The 14,346-nt window shown below is 64.5% G+C and carries 15 protein-coding genes; 8 read left to right on the top strand and 7 right to left on the bottom strand.

Translation table 11 applies throughout. The features are described 5' to 3' along the window. Positions 1–85 precede the first annotated feature (85 nt). Positions 86–1,477 (top strand): D-serine/D-alanine/glycine transporter, encoded by a 1,392-nt coding sequence (gene cycA / locus G7007_RS14445; RefSeq protein ID WP_181102729.1) that lies wholly within the window; start codon positions 86–88, stop codon positions 1,475–1,477. A gap of 47 nt (positions 1,478–1,524) precedes the next feature. Here cycA and G7007_RS14440 read toward each other — a convergent pair whose 3' ends face one another. The 3 genes from G7007_RS14440 to G7007_RS14430 form a co-directional block, all read right to left on the bottom strand. Further along, complete coding sequence (locus tag G7007_RS14440; protein ID WP_181102727.1) at positions 1,525–1,824, bottom strand: hypothetical protein; 300 nt, start codon at positions 1,822–1,824, stop codon at positions 1,525–1,527. A 356-nt stretch (positions 1,825–2,180) separates the two neighbouring features. Then, a complete protein-coding gene (locus G7007_RS14435) occupies positions 2,181–2,672 on the bottom strand; it encodes an RES family NAD+ phosphorylase (RefSeq protein ID WP_181102725.1) in 492 nt (163 codons plus the stop codon). Continuing rightward, positions 2,669–3,130, bottom strand: coding sequence for an antitoxin Xre/MbcA/ParS toxin-binding domain-containing protein (locus tag G7007_RS14430; protein ID WP_375139498.1), 462 nt, complete (start codon positions 3,128–3,130; stop codon positions 2,669–2,671). Before G7007_RS14430 ends, G7007_RS14435 begins: the two co-directional genes overlap by 4 nt. A 354-nt stretch (positions 3,131–3,484) precedes the next feature. Between G7007_RS14430 and G7007_RS14425 the strand changes: the two genes are divergently transcribed. After that, positions 3,485–3,988, top strand: coding sequence for a GNAT family N-acetyltransferase (locus G7007_RS14425; protein ID WP_181102723.1), 504 nt, complete (start codon positions 3,485–3,487; stop codon positions 3,986–3,988). Positions 3,989–4,251: 263 nt separating this feature from the next. Here the strand turns inward: G7007_RS14425 and G7007_RS14420 are convergent, their stop codons facing one another. After that, entirely contained in the window at positions 4,252–4,782 is a 531-nt protein-coding gene (locus G7007_RS14420) for a ferritin-like domain-containing protein (protein ID WP_181102721.1), read from the bottom strand. Between the two features lie 48 nt (positions 4,783–4,830). Next, a complete protein-coding gene (gene osmE, locus G7007_RS14415) occupies positions 4,831–5,172 on the bottom strand; it encodes an osmotically-inducible lipoprotein OsmE (RefSeq protein WP_060395088.1) in 342 nt (113 codons plus the stop codon). Between the two features lie 181 nt (positions 5,173–5,353). On the opposite strand from osmE, the gene G7007_RS14410 reads away from it, so the two are divergent. Further along, complete coding sequence (locus G7007_RS14410) at positions 5,354–6,361, top strand: AI-2E family transporter (RefSeq protein ID WP_181102719.1); 1,008 nt, start codon at positions 5,354–5,356, stop codon at positions 6,359–6,361. A gap of 154 nt (positions 6,362–6,515) precedes the next feature. Here the strand turns inward: G7007_RS14410 and G7007_RS14405 are convergent, their stop codons facing one another. Continuing rightward, complete coding sequence (locus G7007_RS14405) at positions 6,516–7,781, bottom strand: Hsp70 family protein (protein ID WP_181102717.1); 1,266 nt, start codon at positions 7,779–7,781, stop codon at positions 6,516–6,518. Positions 7,782–7,945: 164 nt separating this feature from the next. On the opposite strand from G7007_RS14405, the gene cbpA reads away from it, so the two are divergent. Together cbpA and G7007_RS14395 are read left to right on the top strand one after the other, a co-directional pair. Then, positions 7,946–8,896 carry a curved DNA-binding protein gene (gene cbpA, locus G7007_RS14400; protein WP_181102715.1) on the top strand — a complete coding sequence of 317 codons (951 nt, stop codon included), beginning with the start codon at positions 7,946–7,948 and terminating at the stop codon, positions 8,894–8,896. A gap of 2 nt (positions 8,897–8,898) precedes the next feature. Further along, positions 8,899–9,204 (top strand): chaperone modulator CbpM, encoded by a 306-nt coding sequence (locus G7007_RS14395; RefSeq protein WP_181102713.1) that lies wholly within the window; start codon positions 8,899–8,901, stop codon positions 9,202–9,204. A 275-nt stretch (positions 9,205–9,479) separates the two neighbouring features. Here the strand turns inward: G7007_RS14395 and G7007_RS14390 are convergent, their stop codons facing one another. After that, positions 9,480–11,519 (bottom strand): AsmA family protein, encoded by a 2,040-nt coding sequence (locus tag G7007_RS14390; protein WP_181102711.1) that lies wholly within the window; start codon positions 11,517–11,519, stop codon positions 9,480–9,482. 325 nt (positions 11,520–11,844) lie between these two features. Between G7007_RS14390 and G7007_RS14385 the strand changes: the two genes are divergently transcribed. The 3 genes from G7007_RS14385 to G7007_RS14375 all read left to right on the top strand — a co-directional run bounded on the left by G7007_RS14385 (position 11,845) and on the right by G7007_RS14375 (position 14,053). Next, positions 11,845–12,153, top strand: a complete 309-nt coding sequence (locus G7007_RS14385) for a hypothetical protein (RefSeq protein WP_181102709.1) — start codon at positions 11,845–11,847, stop codon at positions 12,151–12,153. Positions 12,154–12,256: 103 nt separating this feature from the next. Further along, on the top strand, positions 12,257–12,889 hold the full coding sequence (locus tag G7007_RS14380) for a TetR family transcriptional regulator (RefSeq protein WP_181102707.1): 633 nt from the start codon (positions 12,257–12,259) through the stop codon (positions 12,887–12,889). Between the two features lie 60 nt (positions 12,890–12,949). After that, entirely contained in the window at positions 12,950–14,053 is a 1,104-nt protein-coding gene (locus tag G7007_RS14375; RefSeq protein WP_181102705.1) for an AGE family epimerase/isomerase, read from the top strand. Positions 14,054–14,346 lie beyond the last annotated feature (293 nt).

The raw sequence follows: 14,346 nt of genomic DNA, 5'->3' as shown, positions 1-14,346 counted from the left end.
TCCGTCGCGCACACTTGTCGGGGAGCCGTGGTAGCCTGTGCGGCTTTCCCTGACAAAAAGACTGAGCCTCGATGGAATGCAGCCAATGAACCGGACCCCTTCCCGTCCTGCTGACGACCAGCACCTGCAACGCAACCTGACCAACCGCCACATCCAGTTGATCGCCATCGGCGGTGCCATCGGTACCGGCCTGTTCATGGGCTCGGGCAAGACCATCAGCCTGGCCGGTCCGTCGATCATCTTCGTCTACATGATCATCGGCTTCATGCTGTTCTTCGTCATGCGCGCCATGGGCGAACTGTTGCTGTCGAACCTGAACTACAAGTCGTTCATCGACTTCTCCGCCGACCTGCTCGGCCCCTGGGCCGGCTTCTTCACGGGCTGGACCTACTGGTTCTGCTGGGTGATCACCGGCATCGCCGACGTCATCGCCATCGCCGCCTACTCGCAGTTCTGGTTTCCCGACCTGCCGCAGTGGATACCGGCGCTGACCTGCGTCGCAGTGCTGCTGTCGCTGAACCTGGTCACGGTGAAGCTGTTCGGCGAGATGGAGTTCTGGTTCGCCCTGATCAAGATCGTCGCCATCCTCGGGCTGGTCGCCACCGGCCTGTACATGGTGGTCACCGGGTTCGAGTCGCCGAGCGGCAGCACCGCGCAGCTGGCCAACCTGTGGAACGACGAAGGCATGTTCCCCCATGGGCTCATGGGCTTCTTCGCCGGTTTCCAGATCGCCGTGTTCGCCTTCGTCGGCATCGAGCTGGTCGGTACCACCGCCGCCGAGGCGAAGAACCCCGAGCGCACGTTGCCGCGGGCGATCAACTCGATCCCGATCCGCATCATCGTGTTCTACGTGCTGGCGCTGATCGCGATCATGGCCGTGACCCCCTGGCGCGACGTGGTGCCGGGCAAGAGCCCGTTCGTCGAGCTGTTCGTGCTGGCCGGCCTGCCGGCGGCGGCGAGCATCATCAACTTCGTGGTGCTGACCTCGGCGGCCTCGTCGGCCAACAGCGGCGTGTTCTCCACCAGCCGCATGCTGTTCGGCCTGGCCCAGGAAGGCGACGCCCCCGGCGCGTTCGGGCGCCTGTCGCGTCGAGCAGTGCCTGCCAACGGCTTGTATTTCTCCTGCCTGTGCCTGCTGTTCGGCGCGGTGCTGATCTACCTGATCCCGGACGTGGTCGAGGCCTTCACCTTGGTCACCACTGTGTCGGCGGTGCTGTTCATGTTCGTCTGGACGCTGATCCTGCTGTCCTACCTGAGCTACCGCAAGCACCGCGCCGCGCTGCACCAGGCGTCGATCTACAAGATGCCCGGCGGGCGCGTGATGTGCTACGTGTGCCTGGCGTTCTTCGCCTTCATCCTGGTGCTGTTGAGCCTGGAAAGCGATACTCGCGCCGCGCTGGTGGTCACGCCGATCTGGTTCCTGGTGCTCGCGGTGAGCTACCAGGTCGTGCGGCGCAAGCGGTCGTTCGACCGCTGATCGAGACGCGTCGAGCAGTGCGCCCTTTACACAGGGCGCACGCTTGGCTAGTCGGCTTCGATGCCGTGCAACACGGCTTCGGTCAACGCCAGGCCTTTCTCCAACGAATTCTCCGTCGCCATCAACAGGCTGCGCAGCGGTTCGTCCGCTTTCTCCAGGGCCGTGGCGTTGGCCTCGTATGCCGCCTTCAAGGCTGCGACGGCACACACCAGCGCATCTTCGCTGTCGATACCCGCGCGTACCATGAAGGTGGGTTCGTGGGCGTGGTTGCAGGTGCCGAAGGTCGAACACGCCGTGACGGGGCGCGGGGTACCAGGGTCGGGACGTATGAAGGATGGTGGTTTCATGAACGCACCTCTCGGCAGCAAGAGAGAGGCTTGATCGACAGGCAGGGTGGGTCTGGGAGGGCTTTCTCGAGCATGGGTCACTCCTTGCAACTCTCTGTGATGACGCTCCGTACCCATACGCCAATATAGGTGGGCGGAGCCGTGCGGGTTGGCGTGCCGGACAGAGGACCGGTGAGCCCGAAGGCTCCCGCACACGGCGCCGCCCATAGCGGGTGCAACCATGCAGGACACTACTGTCTTCAGCAGCCGTGTCCGATCTCTGTCTTGTCCGGGACGCCAATCCCGTGCCGCAGAATCTACTGCGGTGGCGCACGGTACTCAAGTCACAAGGGTGTGTCAAAATGTTCGGCGAGCGGTCAAGACGTGATCAGCCGAGTGTCCAGCCCAAACCGTTCTTGGCTCACCAGTCGATAGTGACCCTCGGCGAGCTCGCAGCTGATCAACAGGTTCCATGAGTGTCGGGTAACTGCAGAGGGAATCAGGACGAACGGATGCTCAGCGAGCAACGTATCGGCGAACTTCTGTTGGTTGGGCGAAGCCGCAGCGCTCGTCAGCCATACGGGATTGGGGACGTCCTCGGGTTGCACGACCTTGATCAGGCGGTGATCCAGTACTTCGAAGCAGGTGAGTACATGGGCAACGGTATCGAGCGTGTCGAAACCAGTATGCACGGCGACCTCAAGGATGGCAGTGGCCGGGTCGGCTGAGGCGTACACGACAGTACGACCCGGTGGATTCCACCGTCCGCCGAACGTTCGGGCTCCGATGCCACTGTCCCAGGACGCTTTGTAGACCTCACGATCGAGGCGCCAGGCACGCCAGGATGACGCCCAGGGCAATCCATTCATTGATAGACGCCCAAGGCAATTCGCTCCAGATAATCCTCGACTGCCTGAAAGCCGACCGGGTTGTCGATGACGTCGAGCGGCACGTCGCCATCCAGGTACTTGCATGGACGTCCCAGCCACTCCTCGGCAAGCGCCTGGGTTCCAAAGACAGTGATGGCGTGCTCGAGCACCTTGGCGTACTGGAACGCGATAGCGCTCTGCTGAGCGTTGAGCTGCGCGGGTTGCTCGGTGCTGCCCCGTCGCTGGAGCGTCCTCACGGACCTGCCAACGATACGGCTCAGGACTTTCTGAGTCGAATACAGAAGCGAAATGGAAAGCATGTCTTGTACGTCTTTGAGCGCGAACCCCTTGAGGGTCTGCTTGTAGATCATGACGTTGCTCAACTGGTCGGAATTGCCGCTGAGCAGGTATTCCGTGGGCCTGCGTGCAGCACCGGCCTTGGCGGTTTCGATGGACATCATGGCGCATCCTCCTCGCACGACATTTGGCGCAATTATAGCGCCAAATGTCGTATACCGTACGCTCACGTTGCCAGCAGTATGTTTCAAAGATGGTCAGATTTGCCCATCTGCCCTTACGTGCCCTGATTCAGATAGGCCAAGGCGCGTGTAGCGGGATGTGTTTTGCAAGACGACGTTCCTGCGCGTAGGCCCTGAGTATCCCATCTGGGCACAGGGTCTGGCGGTTGAACCTTCTGCTGGTCAGATAGAGTGGGTCAAGCTAGTGTGCAAACCTGCCACATGCCCATCCCTGGCAGTACCACCCCCATGCTGCTTGGCCTATTGTTCCCAGATCCTTCGTGAAGAACACCCATGACCTACCACCTGCGTGACGCACTGCCAGACGATCTCCCCGACCTTCTCGCCATCTACAACGATGCGGTACTCAACACCACGGCGATCTGGAACGAGACGCCCGTGGACTTGGCCAATCGCCAGACGTGGTTCGAGCTGCGTGCCGCACAAGGGTATCCGATCCTGGTGGCCGTCGATGACAGCGGCGTGCTGGGGTACGCCTCGTTCGGTGACTGGCGGCCGTTCGAGGGGTTCAAGTACACGGTCGAGCATTCGGTCTATGTGCGTGGTGATCAACGCGGCAAGGGCCTGGGGCCGGTGCTGATGGAAGCGCTGATCGAGCGCGCGCGCGCCTGTGGCAAGCATGTGATGGTGGCTGCCATCGAAAGTGGCAATGCGGCGTCCATTCGGCTGCATGAGCGCTTGGGATTCGTGGTGACCGGGCAGATGGCGCAGGTGGGGGTAAAATTCGGGCGGTGGCTGGACCTGACGTTCATGCAGAAGATCGTGGGAAAGAGTTGAATTCCAGGGGCTGTGATGGGCACATGCCTTGGAGTTTGGTGCTGATTCTGCCGAGGCGTTGATTGGCCCTGTGGGCCCTGCGGGCCCAATCGCGGCCGGTCCGGCGCCCCGGCAGGGGCCGCTCCAGGGGACGCGGCGGTCTGACAGGTCAGCAGCGCGATCCACACTGAGCGGCCCCTGTGCCGCGATCGGGCCCGCAGGGCCCGTAGCATCAGCCACACCGGACATATAGCTCACTCGACAGGCTCAGCCAAGCCCGCCCCTTACAGCCCTTCGAGAATGTCCGACATGTCGTCGGCGTGCTCTTCTTCCTGGGCCAGGATGTCTTCGTAGATACGGCGGGTGGTCGGGTCCTTGTCGCCGATGTACTTGATGATCTCGCGGTAGCTGTCGATGGCGATCCGCTCGGCCACCAGGTCCTCCAGGACCATCTCGCGCAGGGTGGTGCCTGCTACGTACTGAGCGTGGGAGTTGCGGCTCAGGTTGTCCGGGTTGAAGTCCGGCTCGCCCCCCAGCTGCACGATGCGCTCGGCCAGACGGTCGGCGTGCTCGGCTTCCTGGTTGGCGTGTTCGAGGAACTCTTCGGCCGCGATGCTGGCCTTGATGCCGCTGGCCATGAAGTAGTGGCGCTTGTAGCGCAGGGTGCAGACCAGTTCGGTGGCCAGCGACTCGTTCAGCAGGCGCAGGATCTCTTCGCGGTCGGCCGAATAGCCCTCGGTGACGGCGCCATTCTCCACGTGCTGGCGGGCACGTTCACGCAGGACGTGAATGTCGGTCAGTTCAGCGTTGCTCATCGTTATCTCCAGGAAATCAGGTCACGGTGCTCGCGGCGACTTGCAGGCTCAGGCGCCTGGGGTCGCTCTGCGGTCTTGCTCGCGTTCCTTGCAGGTCTTGAAGCCCTTGGCGTCCACATGGCCGGTGGCGTCGAAGCGCACGTAGTACGGCTGCTGCTGGCCTTCGTGGTTCAGGATGTAGTCGTTGCAGGTGCCGCCATTGGGCAGGTCGCTGACGAAGGACGGGCTACCGCCGATGGCGATGACGCGCTGCATGGTCATGCCATTTTCCACCTGTTTGACCAGCGGCTGGTCGCGGTAGGTGACGTAGTCCACCGGGTTCTCCGGGCGGCTGCTGCAGGCGGCCAGGGTCATGCCGGCCAGAAGGATTGCCAGGGTCTGCTTGTACATGGTCCGGTCCTTGTTCAGGTCTGTTTGGTTTGGAACCGCAGCGCGCGCCAGGAGTTCGATCGCGATGGCCAGCATTGGGCCTGTAGTTTGAAAAACCCTGAAACACCTTGGCGCAAGACGCTATGCCTGATGACTGAAGGCTGGCAGACTGCTGCCTTTTCGCCGCCCACAGCGAGGCCGTATGACCTTCACCCCCCGTCAGATCACCCAGGCCAGCTGGCTCATCGTGGGGGCTGGCCTGTTGCTGGCGCTGCCGTTGAAGCTGTTGCCGAGCCTGCTGGCGGGCCTGCTGGTGTTCGAACTGGTCAACATGCTCACGCCCCGGCTGCAACCGCTGATCGCCGGTCAACGGGCACGCTGGCTGGCGGTGGCCCTGCTGGGCACTCTGGTGGTCACCAGCCTGGCGCTGCTGTTCGCCGGGGCGATCAGCTTCGTGTTGCACGAGGCCGAGAACCCTGGGGCGTCGCTGGATCGCTTCATGGTGGTGGTCGACCGCGCACGCGCGCAGCTGCCGCCGTTCATCGACAGCTACCTGCCGGCCAGTGCGGCGGAGTTCAGGGTGGCCATCGGCGAGTGGTTCAAGAGCCACATGGGCGAGCTGCAACTGCTGGGCAAGGGTGCGGCGCACATGTTCGTCACCCTGCTGATCGGCATGATCCTGGGCGCCATCGTCGCCCTGCAGCGCCTGCCCGACGTCTCACGGCGCAAGCCTCTGGCGGCGGCACTGTTCGAGCGGCTCAGCCTGCTGGTCCAGGCGTTTCGCAACATCGTCTTCGCGCAGATCAAGATTTCCCTGCTCAACACGGCCTTCACCGGGATCTTCCTGGCGCTGGTGCTGCCCTTGTTCGGCGTGCACCTGCCCCTGACCAAGACCTTGATCGTGCTGACCTTCCTGCTCGGCCTGCTGCCGGTGATCGGCAACCTGATGTCGAACACCCTGATCACCATCGTCGGCCTGTCGCTGTCGATCTGGGTGGCGGTCGCTGCGCTCGGTTACCTGATCGTCATCCACAAGGTCGAATACTTCCTCAACGCCCGCATCGTCGGCGGCCAGATCCGCGCCAAGTCCTGGGAGCTGCTGCTGGCGATGCTGGTCTTCGAGGCAGCCTTCGGCCTGCCCGGCGTGGTCGCCGGGCCTATCTACTACGCCTACCTCAAGAGTGAGTTGCGGCGGATCGAGTTGGTGTGAGAGCGGCAAGCGGCAAGCGGCAAGCGGCAAGCGGCAAGCGGCAAGCCAGAGCGTCAGCCCTGTCTCAACGTCCTGTCAACACTTGACGCACCACACCACCGTCCGCTTGTAGCTTGTAGCTTGTAGCTTGTAGCTTGAGGCTCGCCCTCCCCCCTCACCCGTACCGCTTGCGCGCCTCGATGGCCAGGCCGCTGCCGATGCTGCCGAAGCGGTTGCCTTCCACGTGGCGGGCGCTGGGCAGCATGGCGGCGACGCTCTGGCGCAGGGCCGGAATGCCGCTGGAGCCGCCGGTGAAGAACACGGTGTCGACCTGGCCGACGCCCACGCCTGCCTTGCTCAGCAGATCGGTCACGCTGCCGCGCACCCGCTCGAGCAAGCCGTCGATGGCCTGCTCGAACAGAGGACGGGTCAGGTCGGCGGCTAGGTGCGGCTCGATGCGCCCAAGGTCGATGCGTCGGCTCGGTTCGTCGGTCAGGGCGATCTTGCTGGCTTCCACTTCCATGGCCAGCCAGTGACCGGCGCGTTGCTCGATCAGCTTGAACAGCCGGTCGATGCCCTGGGCATCCTCGATGTCGTAGCGCAGGCTGCCCAGCGCCAGCTGCGACTTCTGCGCATACACGGCGTTGATGGTGTGCCAGGTGGCCAGGTTCAGGTGGTAGCTGGTCGGCATCAGGGCCTGGCTCTTCATGCGGCTGCCATAACCGAACAACGGCATCACCCCGTGCAGGCTGAGCTGCTTGTCGAAGTCGGTACCCCCGATGTGTACGCCGCCGGTGGCCAGGATGTCGCTCTGGCGCTCATCGAGCTGATGGCGCTCAGGCGCCAGGCGCACCAGGGAGAAGTCCGAGGTACCGCCGCCGATGTCGACGATCAGCACCAGCTCCTCTCGGTCGATGCCCGACTCGTAGTCGAACGCCGCAGCGATCGGTTCGAATTGGAACGACACGTCCTTGAAGCCCAGCGTGCGGGCGACCTCGGCCAGGGTGTCTTCGGCTTCCTGGTCGGCCGCCGGATCATCGTCGACGAAGAACACCGGGCGACCGAGCACCACCTGGTCGAAGCTGCGTTCGGCCGACGCCTCGGCGCGGCGCTTGAGTTCACCGATGAACAGGCCCAGCAGGTCCTTGAACGGCAAGGCCGTGCCCAGCACGCTGGTGTCGTGCTTGATCAGCTTGGAGCCGAGCAGGCTCTTGAGCGAACGCATCAGCCGGCCTTCGTAGCCCTCCAGATATTCGTGCAAGGCCATGCGGCCGTAGGCCGGGCGCCGCTCTTCGAGGTTGAAGAACACCACCGACGGCAGCGTGATCTTGCCGTCCTCCAGCGCGAGCAGGGTGTCGCCGCCCGGTCGATGCCAGCCGACCGTGGAGTTCGAGGTGCCGAAGTCGATGCCGCAGGCGCGGGCCGGGGTGTGATCTGACATGCTTGCAGGTGTCCGGAGGCAAAAACGGCCGCGCAGTGTATGCGAGTGAACGCGAGAATCAAGACCGATCGTCTGCGCCAGATCCACCCATAGGGCACCTTGAAAGGCTATGCTTGATCCTTATCTTCAGCAGTAACGCCTATTTTTCGAGGGTGAGCCCTTAGATGGACTTCAAAGACTATTACACGATACTCGGTGTGGAGCCGACGGCGGACGACAAGGCGATCAAGGCCGCCTATCGCAAGCTGGCGCGCAAGTACCACCCCGATGTCAGCAAGGAGCGGGACGCCGAGGACAAGTTCAAGGAGGCCAACGAGGCCTACGAAGTGCTTGGCAGCCCGGAGAAACGTGCCGAGTACGACGAGATCCGCAAGTACGGCGGTCAGCATGGCCGACCCTTCCAGGCCCCTCCTGGTTGGCAGGGCCGTGGTGGCGCCGACAGCGGGTTCGAACAGGGTGATTTTTCGGACTTCTTCAGTTCGATCTTCGGCGCGCGCGGTGGTAACCCCTTCGGTCGTGGCCCACAACAGAGCGCGGGCAGACGAGGGCAGGACGTGGAACTGGAACTGGCGGTGTTTCTCGAGGAGACCCTGAGCAAGGAGTCCAAGCAGGTCAGCTTCCAGGTGCCGCAGGTCAATGCGCAGGGTCAGCGCACCGGCTTCACCACCAAGACCTTGAACATCAAGATCCCGGCCGGAGTGACCGATGGCGAGCGCATTCGTCTCAAGGGCCAGGGCGCGCCGGGCATCGATGGCGGGGCCAATGGCGACCTGTACCTGACGCTGCGCATGGCGCCGCATCCGCTGTTCGATGTCGAAGGCCACGACCTGATCATCACCGTGCCCCTGGCGCCATGGGAAGCGGCCTTGGGCACCAAGGTGGCGGTCCCGACCCTGACCGGCAAGATCAACCTGACCATCCGGCCCGACAGCCAGGCCGGGCAGCGCCTGCGCGTCAAGGGCATGGGCCTGGCCAACAAGCAGGGCGAGCGTGGTGACCTGTACGCCCAGCTCAAGGTGGTGATGCCCAGCCAGTCCAACGCCGATACCCGCGAATTGTGGAGCAAGCTGGCCGACAAGGCCGCATTCAACCCGAGGACTCAATGGAGTAGCTGATCATGAGCAGCACCCTGATCGTTCAACTGGACATGCGTACCCTCTGCCAGGAAGCCGATCTGTCGGCGGACTGTGTGATCGAAATCGTCGAACACGGCATCGTTGAACCGTCGGGGCGCACGCCCGACGACTGGCGCTTCGATGACCAGGCGCCGCACCTGGCTCGCCGGGCAGCTCGATTGCGTGACGAGCTGCAGCTGGAATGGGAAGGTGTGGCACTGGCGCTGGAACTGCTGCAGGAGGTGCGCGTGTTGCGCAGCGAGAACGATCGGCTGCGACAGCGGTTGGGGCGGTTCACGCAGGTGTGAGGCCGGTATAGCACTCGCTCAGGCGCCGGCTTCATCAAGGCACGTCGGTTTGAGGCACTGTGCCTGTACCGACGCTATCGCTGGCAAGCCAGCTCCCACACTGTCATTCGTAGCTGGGTGATCGAAGACAGCCCAGCGGGTGAATGGGTCATGGGCCCCTCAGATCCTTCAGATTTTCGCACGGCCCGTGTGGGAGCTGGCTTTGCCAGCGATGCGGCCGGGGCAGGCTCAAGCGCCCTTGCCTCTTCCGCGGCGCGCCTGCACTCCCCCTCGCCCTATTTCTTGCCCGCTTTCACCTTCTCCAGCAGCGGTCGGCACTGGTCCGGCACGTCGTCCCCTGGCGCGATCAGGGCCAGCAGCCCGGCGGCCGGGCCGACGGTGGCGCCGAGGGCCAGCATGCCGGCACCGCGCAGCGCCAGCGGTACGGCCTTCACGCCTGCATTGGGCTTGGCGAAGGTCCCGCGTACGTACAGCGGTGAGCGCAGGGAGAACAGCCGGAAGCCCTTCGACTCCGGCGACACTTCCAGATCCATCCGCTCGCTGGCCAGGTTGACGTTACCGTCGACGTAGATGATCGCGTTCTCGGTATCGAACACGAACACCCGCGTACTTGCCAGGCCCTCCTTGATCCCGACGTCGGCCGCCGCGCAGTTGATCTTCACCTCTTCGTCGCCGAACAGCTTGTCGACCAGGTAGTTGCCGACGTTCAAACCGGCGATTTCCATCAGGCTGCGACTGATCGCGCCGTCGTTGATCAGCAGGCGCAAATCACCATTGGAGCTGCCCAGCAACGCCGCCACCGAGTTGCCACGCCCGCGCAGGTCAGCATCGCCGTTGAGTTCACCGAAGCTGGTCTGCATCGGCGCAAAGCTTGGGAACAGCTGCTTGAGCTTGAAGCCGCGGGCGCTGAGCTTGGCATGGCCCTGGAGCGGCACGTTGCGCCCATCCAGACGAATACGCGACTCCAGGTTGCCGCCAGCGACACCGAAGCGCAGCGGGTTCAGGCGCAGCAGGCCATCTTCGAGCAGCACATGGGCCGACAGATCGTTGAACGGCAGCTCCTTGCTGTGCACGATGCGCTTGCCGGTGAACTTCACGTCGGCGTCCATGGCGCGCCAGCGTTCGGTGCGGAACTCCTCCACGGGCAAGACCTTGTCCGTCGGCTGCTTGCTGGCGCCACCGCGAGCCTTTTGCTCGGTGTTGGAGTCGGCACCGATCAGCGGGGCCAGGTCATCGAACAGCAGCTGGTTCGACACCAGCTCACCGCTGAGCTTGGGCCGTGGCTGGGTGGCGGCGTACGCCAGGGTGCCGTGAATGTCGCTGTTGCCGATCTTGCCGTTGAACCCTTCGTAGCGGAAACGCATGCCCTGCTTGTCCTGCAGGTTGGCCGTCAGGTGGCCGTCGGTGGAGTACGGTGGCGTGTCCGGCAGCGTCACGCCGGTCAGCGGGTACAGGTTGCCCAGGCTCTTGCCCGACAGGCGCAGGCGCAGGTCGAGCGCCCCCAGGTTGAGCGGGTCGGTCACGGTACCGGCCAGGACCACGCGCGTGTCGGCGGCACGGACGTCGGCCTGGATGGGGAACGGCTGCTCGCTGTCGCGCAGGGCCAGCAATCCACCGATCTTGCCGGTGCCGGAGACCGGCTCACCTTTGTAACGCCCTTCGGCCTTCAGGCCGAATGCGTAGTCCTGGGCATTTCCGGTTTTTTCCGCGCGCTCCTTGCCGACGATCTCGCTGAACGGAATCGGCTTGCCCAGCGGATCGATCTGCACCTTCACGCTCGCCTTGAGCATCTGGTCGTCGTAGCGCACGTTGCCCTGGTCGAAGCGGATCGAGCCGATGTCCAGCTCCCAGCTCGACGGCTCGGCGTTCTCATCCTTGGGCCCCAGGTCGAAGGTCCAGTTGGCCCGGCCATCGGCCAGACGGGTCAGTTGCGCATCGGGTTTGGTCAGGTCGATGCGCGGGATGGTGATGCGCTGCGCCAGCAGGGGCAAGGGCGACAGACGAAACTCCACGCGCTCCAGGCCGACCATGCGCGGCTCCTTGGCCCAGTCCGGGTTGCCCAGGGTCAGGTCGTCGGCGATGAACCGTGGCCAGGGCACCCAGGCGCGCCAGCCGCCTTCTTCAGGCTCGCGCTGCCAGCGCACAGCCAGGTTGCCATTGATGGCAAATGGTCGGTGCAGGGCCTCGGACACCTTCTCGTTGAGCATCGGCTTGACCCGATTCCAGTCGAAGGTGGCGATGATCACCACCAGTATCGCCAGCAACGCGACGAAGCTGGCAAGGGTCCAGGCGATGATTCGGGCAGGGCGCGTCATTGCGAAGTTCTCCTGATGGCGGGCCGAAGCCGAGGATGATGAAAGCGATCGTATTACGTCGGACTGACGAAAGCCCGCCGGGTTTTATCCAAGGCGCGAGATCACGGTTTTTTCGCCGTCGTCCCCCCCTTACAGGCTAGACCGCCCTGCCCATCCCCGTTCTGCAAGTGACCGCCGCCGACGCCAGACCCGCGCGCCAGAGCCTCTGCAACGATCATCATTGGTGTCGATGATCACCATCACCCGGATGAACTTCTCGTCACGCGCACGCGGCGTAGCATGGGCCTCGTTCCCCATTCACTTGCCCATTACAGGAGCATCCCCTATGAAATCGTTCTTGCTGCTCAGCCTGAGCCTGTCGCTGCTGTCGACCCAGGCCTTCGCCCTGCCCGCGCCGGATCAGCCCACGATCGGCGAAGTACGCTCGGCACCCCGTACCCAGGCCTTCCTTACCGAAGGCGGCGCCGACCGCCTGCTCGAACGCGCCGCACAGCTCGCCGAGGGCGGTGCCGATCGTCTGCTCGAACGCGACACTGCGGTGGCCGAAGGTGGCGCCGATCGTCTGCTCGAGCGGGCCGAAGCGGTGGCCGAAGGCGGCTCCGAGCGTGTGCGCAAGGCCGGTCATCTCGGCTGAGCGAGTTACGTCGAAGGACTTGTACACGCGATCCAGCCTGCATTGACCCGGCTCGGTGCTTTTCTCTAGAGTGCGGTTCCACATCAGCCACAGATTGCCCGCCATGCTGCCGCGCGCCGAACAGAAGCTTCAGACTCGACAGGCCCTGCTCGACGCCGCCTGCCAGTTGATGGAGAGCGGGCGCGGTTTCGGCAGCCTCAGCCTGCGCGAGGTCGCGCGGCTGGCCGGCATCGTCCCCACCGGCTTCTACCGCCACTTTCCGGACATGGACGCCCTGGGCCTGGCGCTGGTCGGTGCCATCGACGCCACGTTCCGCCAGACCATTCGCCTGGTGCGACAGAACGAGCTGGAAATGGGCGGCATCACCGATGCATCGGTGCGGATCTTTCTCGACGTGGTCGCGGCCCACCGTGCGCAGTTTCTGTTTCTGGCCCGCGAGCAATATGGGGGCTCACAGGTCGTGCGCCAGGCCATTGCCCGCCTGCGCCATGGCATCAGCTCGGACCTGGCCACCGACCTGGCACACATGCCGCGCTGGCAGCACCTGGATGCGCCGGCGCTGGCGGTGATGGCCGACCTGGTGGTCAAGACCGTCTTCGCCACCCTGCCGGAGCTGATCGACACCCCCGACGTCGAGTGGCCGGCGTCCTTGAGCGCCCAGGAAAAGATCATCCAGCAGCTGCGCTTCATCTTCGTCGGCGCGCGCCACTGGCAGGGCCTGGGCAACCCAGGCTGAGGCCGCGCAACGGCCGATTCTGCTACCATGGCGCACTGCCCGACCGTCCTGAGCGCCCTCATGTCCACGCCCTCGCCTGCCTTGTCCGACTTCGATGCCCGCCTGCACCGCTTCAGGCAGCACCTTGCCGATACCCTCGTGCCGTTGTGGCAAGGCCCGGGGTGGAATGCGGACATGGCCTTGCCCTATGAAGCCCTGGACGCCGAGCATCGCCCCTTGCCCGTGGTGCGCTACCGCGCCATGGCCTGCGCGCGCCAGCTGTACCTGTTCAGCAGCCGTCTGGGCGAGCCCGGTGCCGCTGAGCGTGCGGCCACACTGTTCCGCTCGTTGCGCACGCATTTCCACGATGCCGAGCACGGTGGCTGGTTCTACAGCATCGATGCGCACGGTCAGCCGCTGGATCGGCGCAAGGACCTCTACACCCACGCGTTCATCGTGTTCGCCTGCGCCCATTATTGGGGCCAGGTGGGCGAACGTCTGGTCGCGTCCACCCTCGAGGGTGCGCTGAGCGTCATCGCCGAGCGTTTCGCCCGTGACGACGGCCTGTACGAGGCCAGCCTGGGCGAGAACTGGTCGGACCTGGGCAGCGGCCCGCTGCAGAACCCGCAGATGCATTTGGCCGAGGCCTTTCTGCAGACCCTGGCGGTCAGGGCGGACGAGGCCGTGCAGGAGGCGCTGATCGGGCTGTGCGAGGCCTTGCAGCGCGACTTCGTCGACCCCGATACCGGCGTGATGCTGGAGCGTCCCAGGGGGGCACCGGACAACTGGTTCGAGCCGGGGCATCAGTTCGAGTGGTTCTTCCTGCTCGACACCTCGCCGCTGCTGCGCGACTCCGCGCTGCATGCCTCGATCACGCGCGGTTTTGCGCAGGCCGAGCGGTTCGGCGTGCAGGACGGCGCGGTGCTGGCAATGCTCGATGTCGACGGGCGGGTGATCGACGCGACCCAGCGCATCTGGGCTCAGGCCGAATACGTGCGCGCCCTGGCCCTGCGGCCCGCCTGGCGCGAGACGTTGGCGCGGCAGCTGCAGGTGCTGGAGACGCGCTTTCTCACCGCCGAGGGTTGGCATGAGTGCCGCGATGGTGCAGGACGGGTCAGCCGGCACGACATGCCTTCGACGACGCCTTATCACCTGGCGACCTGTCTGGCGGGGTTGCAGGGGTAGCGGCAAGCGGCAAGCGGCAAGCGGCAAGCGGCAAGCGGCAAGCGAATCTGGCGGGGCGTGAAGAAGATGCAAGCCTTTGGACACCGTCAGCCTGCTGCTCCGAGGTGCCGGGCTTTGCGGCTCCTGCGGAGCCGATCGCGGCACTGGGGCCCCACAGGTGACCGCTATAGCCTGCAACCCCGCGGTGGGGCTACGGGTGTAATTGAATGGACTCGCCCCCGCCGAGGCATCACAGTGCCACGGTGGCGTTTCTTGAACAGCCAACGGCAGCGAGGGCCAGTCCATGAGCAAGC

This window comes from Pseudomonas entomophila, from assembly GCF_013523125.1.
GTDB classification, from domain to species: domain Bacteria; phylum Pseudomonadota; class Gammaproteobacteria; order Pseudomonadales; family Pseudomonadaceae; genus Aquipseudomonas; species Aquipseudomonas entomophila_B.
Note: the sequence above shows the minus strand (reverse complement) of the source record. Positions and strands in the feature narration are given on the sequence as shown.

What these genes read in the sequence shown, in the direction of transcription:
- cycA (WP_181102729.1), top strand. Translation starts at nt 86, where the DNA reads ATGAACCGGACCCCTTCCCGTCCTGCTGACGACCAGCACCTGCAACGC.
- G7007_RS14440 (WP_181102727.1), bottom strand. Translation starts at nt 1,824, where the DNA reads ATGAAACCACCATCCTTCATACGTCCCGACCCTGGTACCCCGCGCCCC.
- G7007_RS14435 (WP_181102725.1), bottom strand. Translation starts at nt 2,672, where the DNA reads ATGAATGGATTGCCCTGGGCGTCATCCTGGCGTGCCTGGCGCCTCGAT.
- G7007_RS14430 (WP_375139498.1), bottom strand. Translation starts at nt 3,130, where the DNA reads ATGTCCATCGAAACCGCCAAGGCCGGTGCTGCACGCAGGCCCACGGAA.
- G7007_RS14425 (WP_181102723.1), top strand. Translation starts at nt 3,485, where the DNA reads ATGACCTACCACCTGCGTGACGCACTGCCAGACGATCTCCCCGACCTT.
- G7007_RS14420 (WP_181102721.1), bottom strand. Translation starts at nt 4,782, where the DNA reads ATGAGCAACGCTGAACTGACCGACATTCACGTCCTGCGTGAACGTGCC.
- osmE (WP_060395088.1), bottom strand. Translation starts at nt 5,172, where the DNA reads ATGTACAAGCAGACCCTGGCAATCCTTCTGGCCGGCATGACCCTGGCC.
- G7007_RS14410 (WP_181102719.1), top strand. Translation starts at nt 5,354, where the DNA reads ATGACCTTCACCCCCCGTCAGATCACCCAGGCCAGCTGGCTCATCGTG.
- G7007_RS14405 (WP_181102717.1), bottom strand. Translation starts at nt 7,781, where the DNA reads ATGTCAGATCACACCCCGGCCCGCGCCTGCGGCATCGACTTCGGCACC.
- cbpA (WP_181102715.1), top strand. Translation starts at nt 7,946, where the DNA reads ATGGACTTCAAAGACTATTACACGATACTCGGTGTGGAGCCGACGGCG.
- G7007_RS14395 (WP_181102713.1), top strand. Translation starts at nt 8,899, where the DNA reads ATGAGCAGCACCCTGATCGTTCAACTGGACATGCGTACCCTCTGCCAG.
- G7007_RS14390 (WP_181102711.1), bottom strand. Translation starts at nt 11,519, where the DNA reads ATGACGCGCCCTGCCCGAATCATCGCCTGGACCCTTGCCAGCTTCGTC.
- G7007_RS14385 (WP_181102709.1), top strand. Translation starts at nt 11,845, where the DNA reads ATGAAATCGTTCTTGCTGCTCAGCCTGAGCCTGTCGCTGCTGTCGACC.
- G7007_RS14380 (WP_181102707.1), top strand. Translation starts at nt 12,257, where the DNA reads ATGCTGCCGCGCGCCGAACAGAAGCTTCAGACTCGACAGGCCCTGCTC.
- G7007_RS14375 (WP_181102705.1), top strand. Translation starts at nt 12,950, where the DNA reads ATGTCCACGCCCTCGCCTGCCTTGTCCGACTTCGATGCCCGCCTGCAC.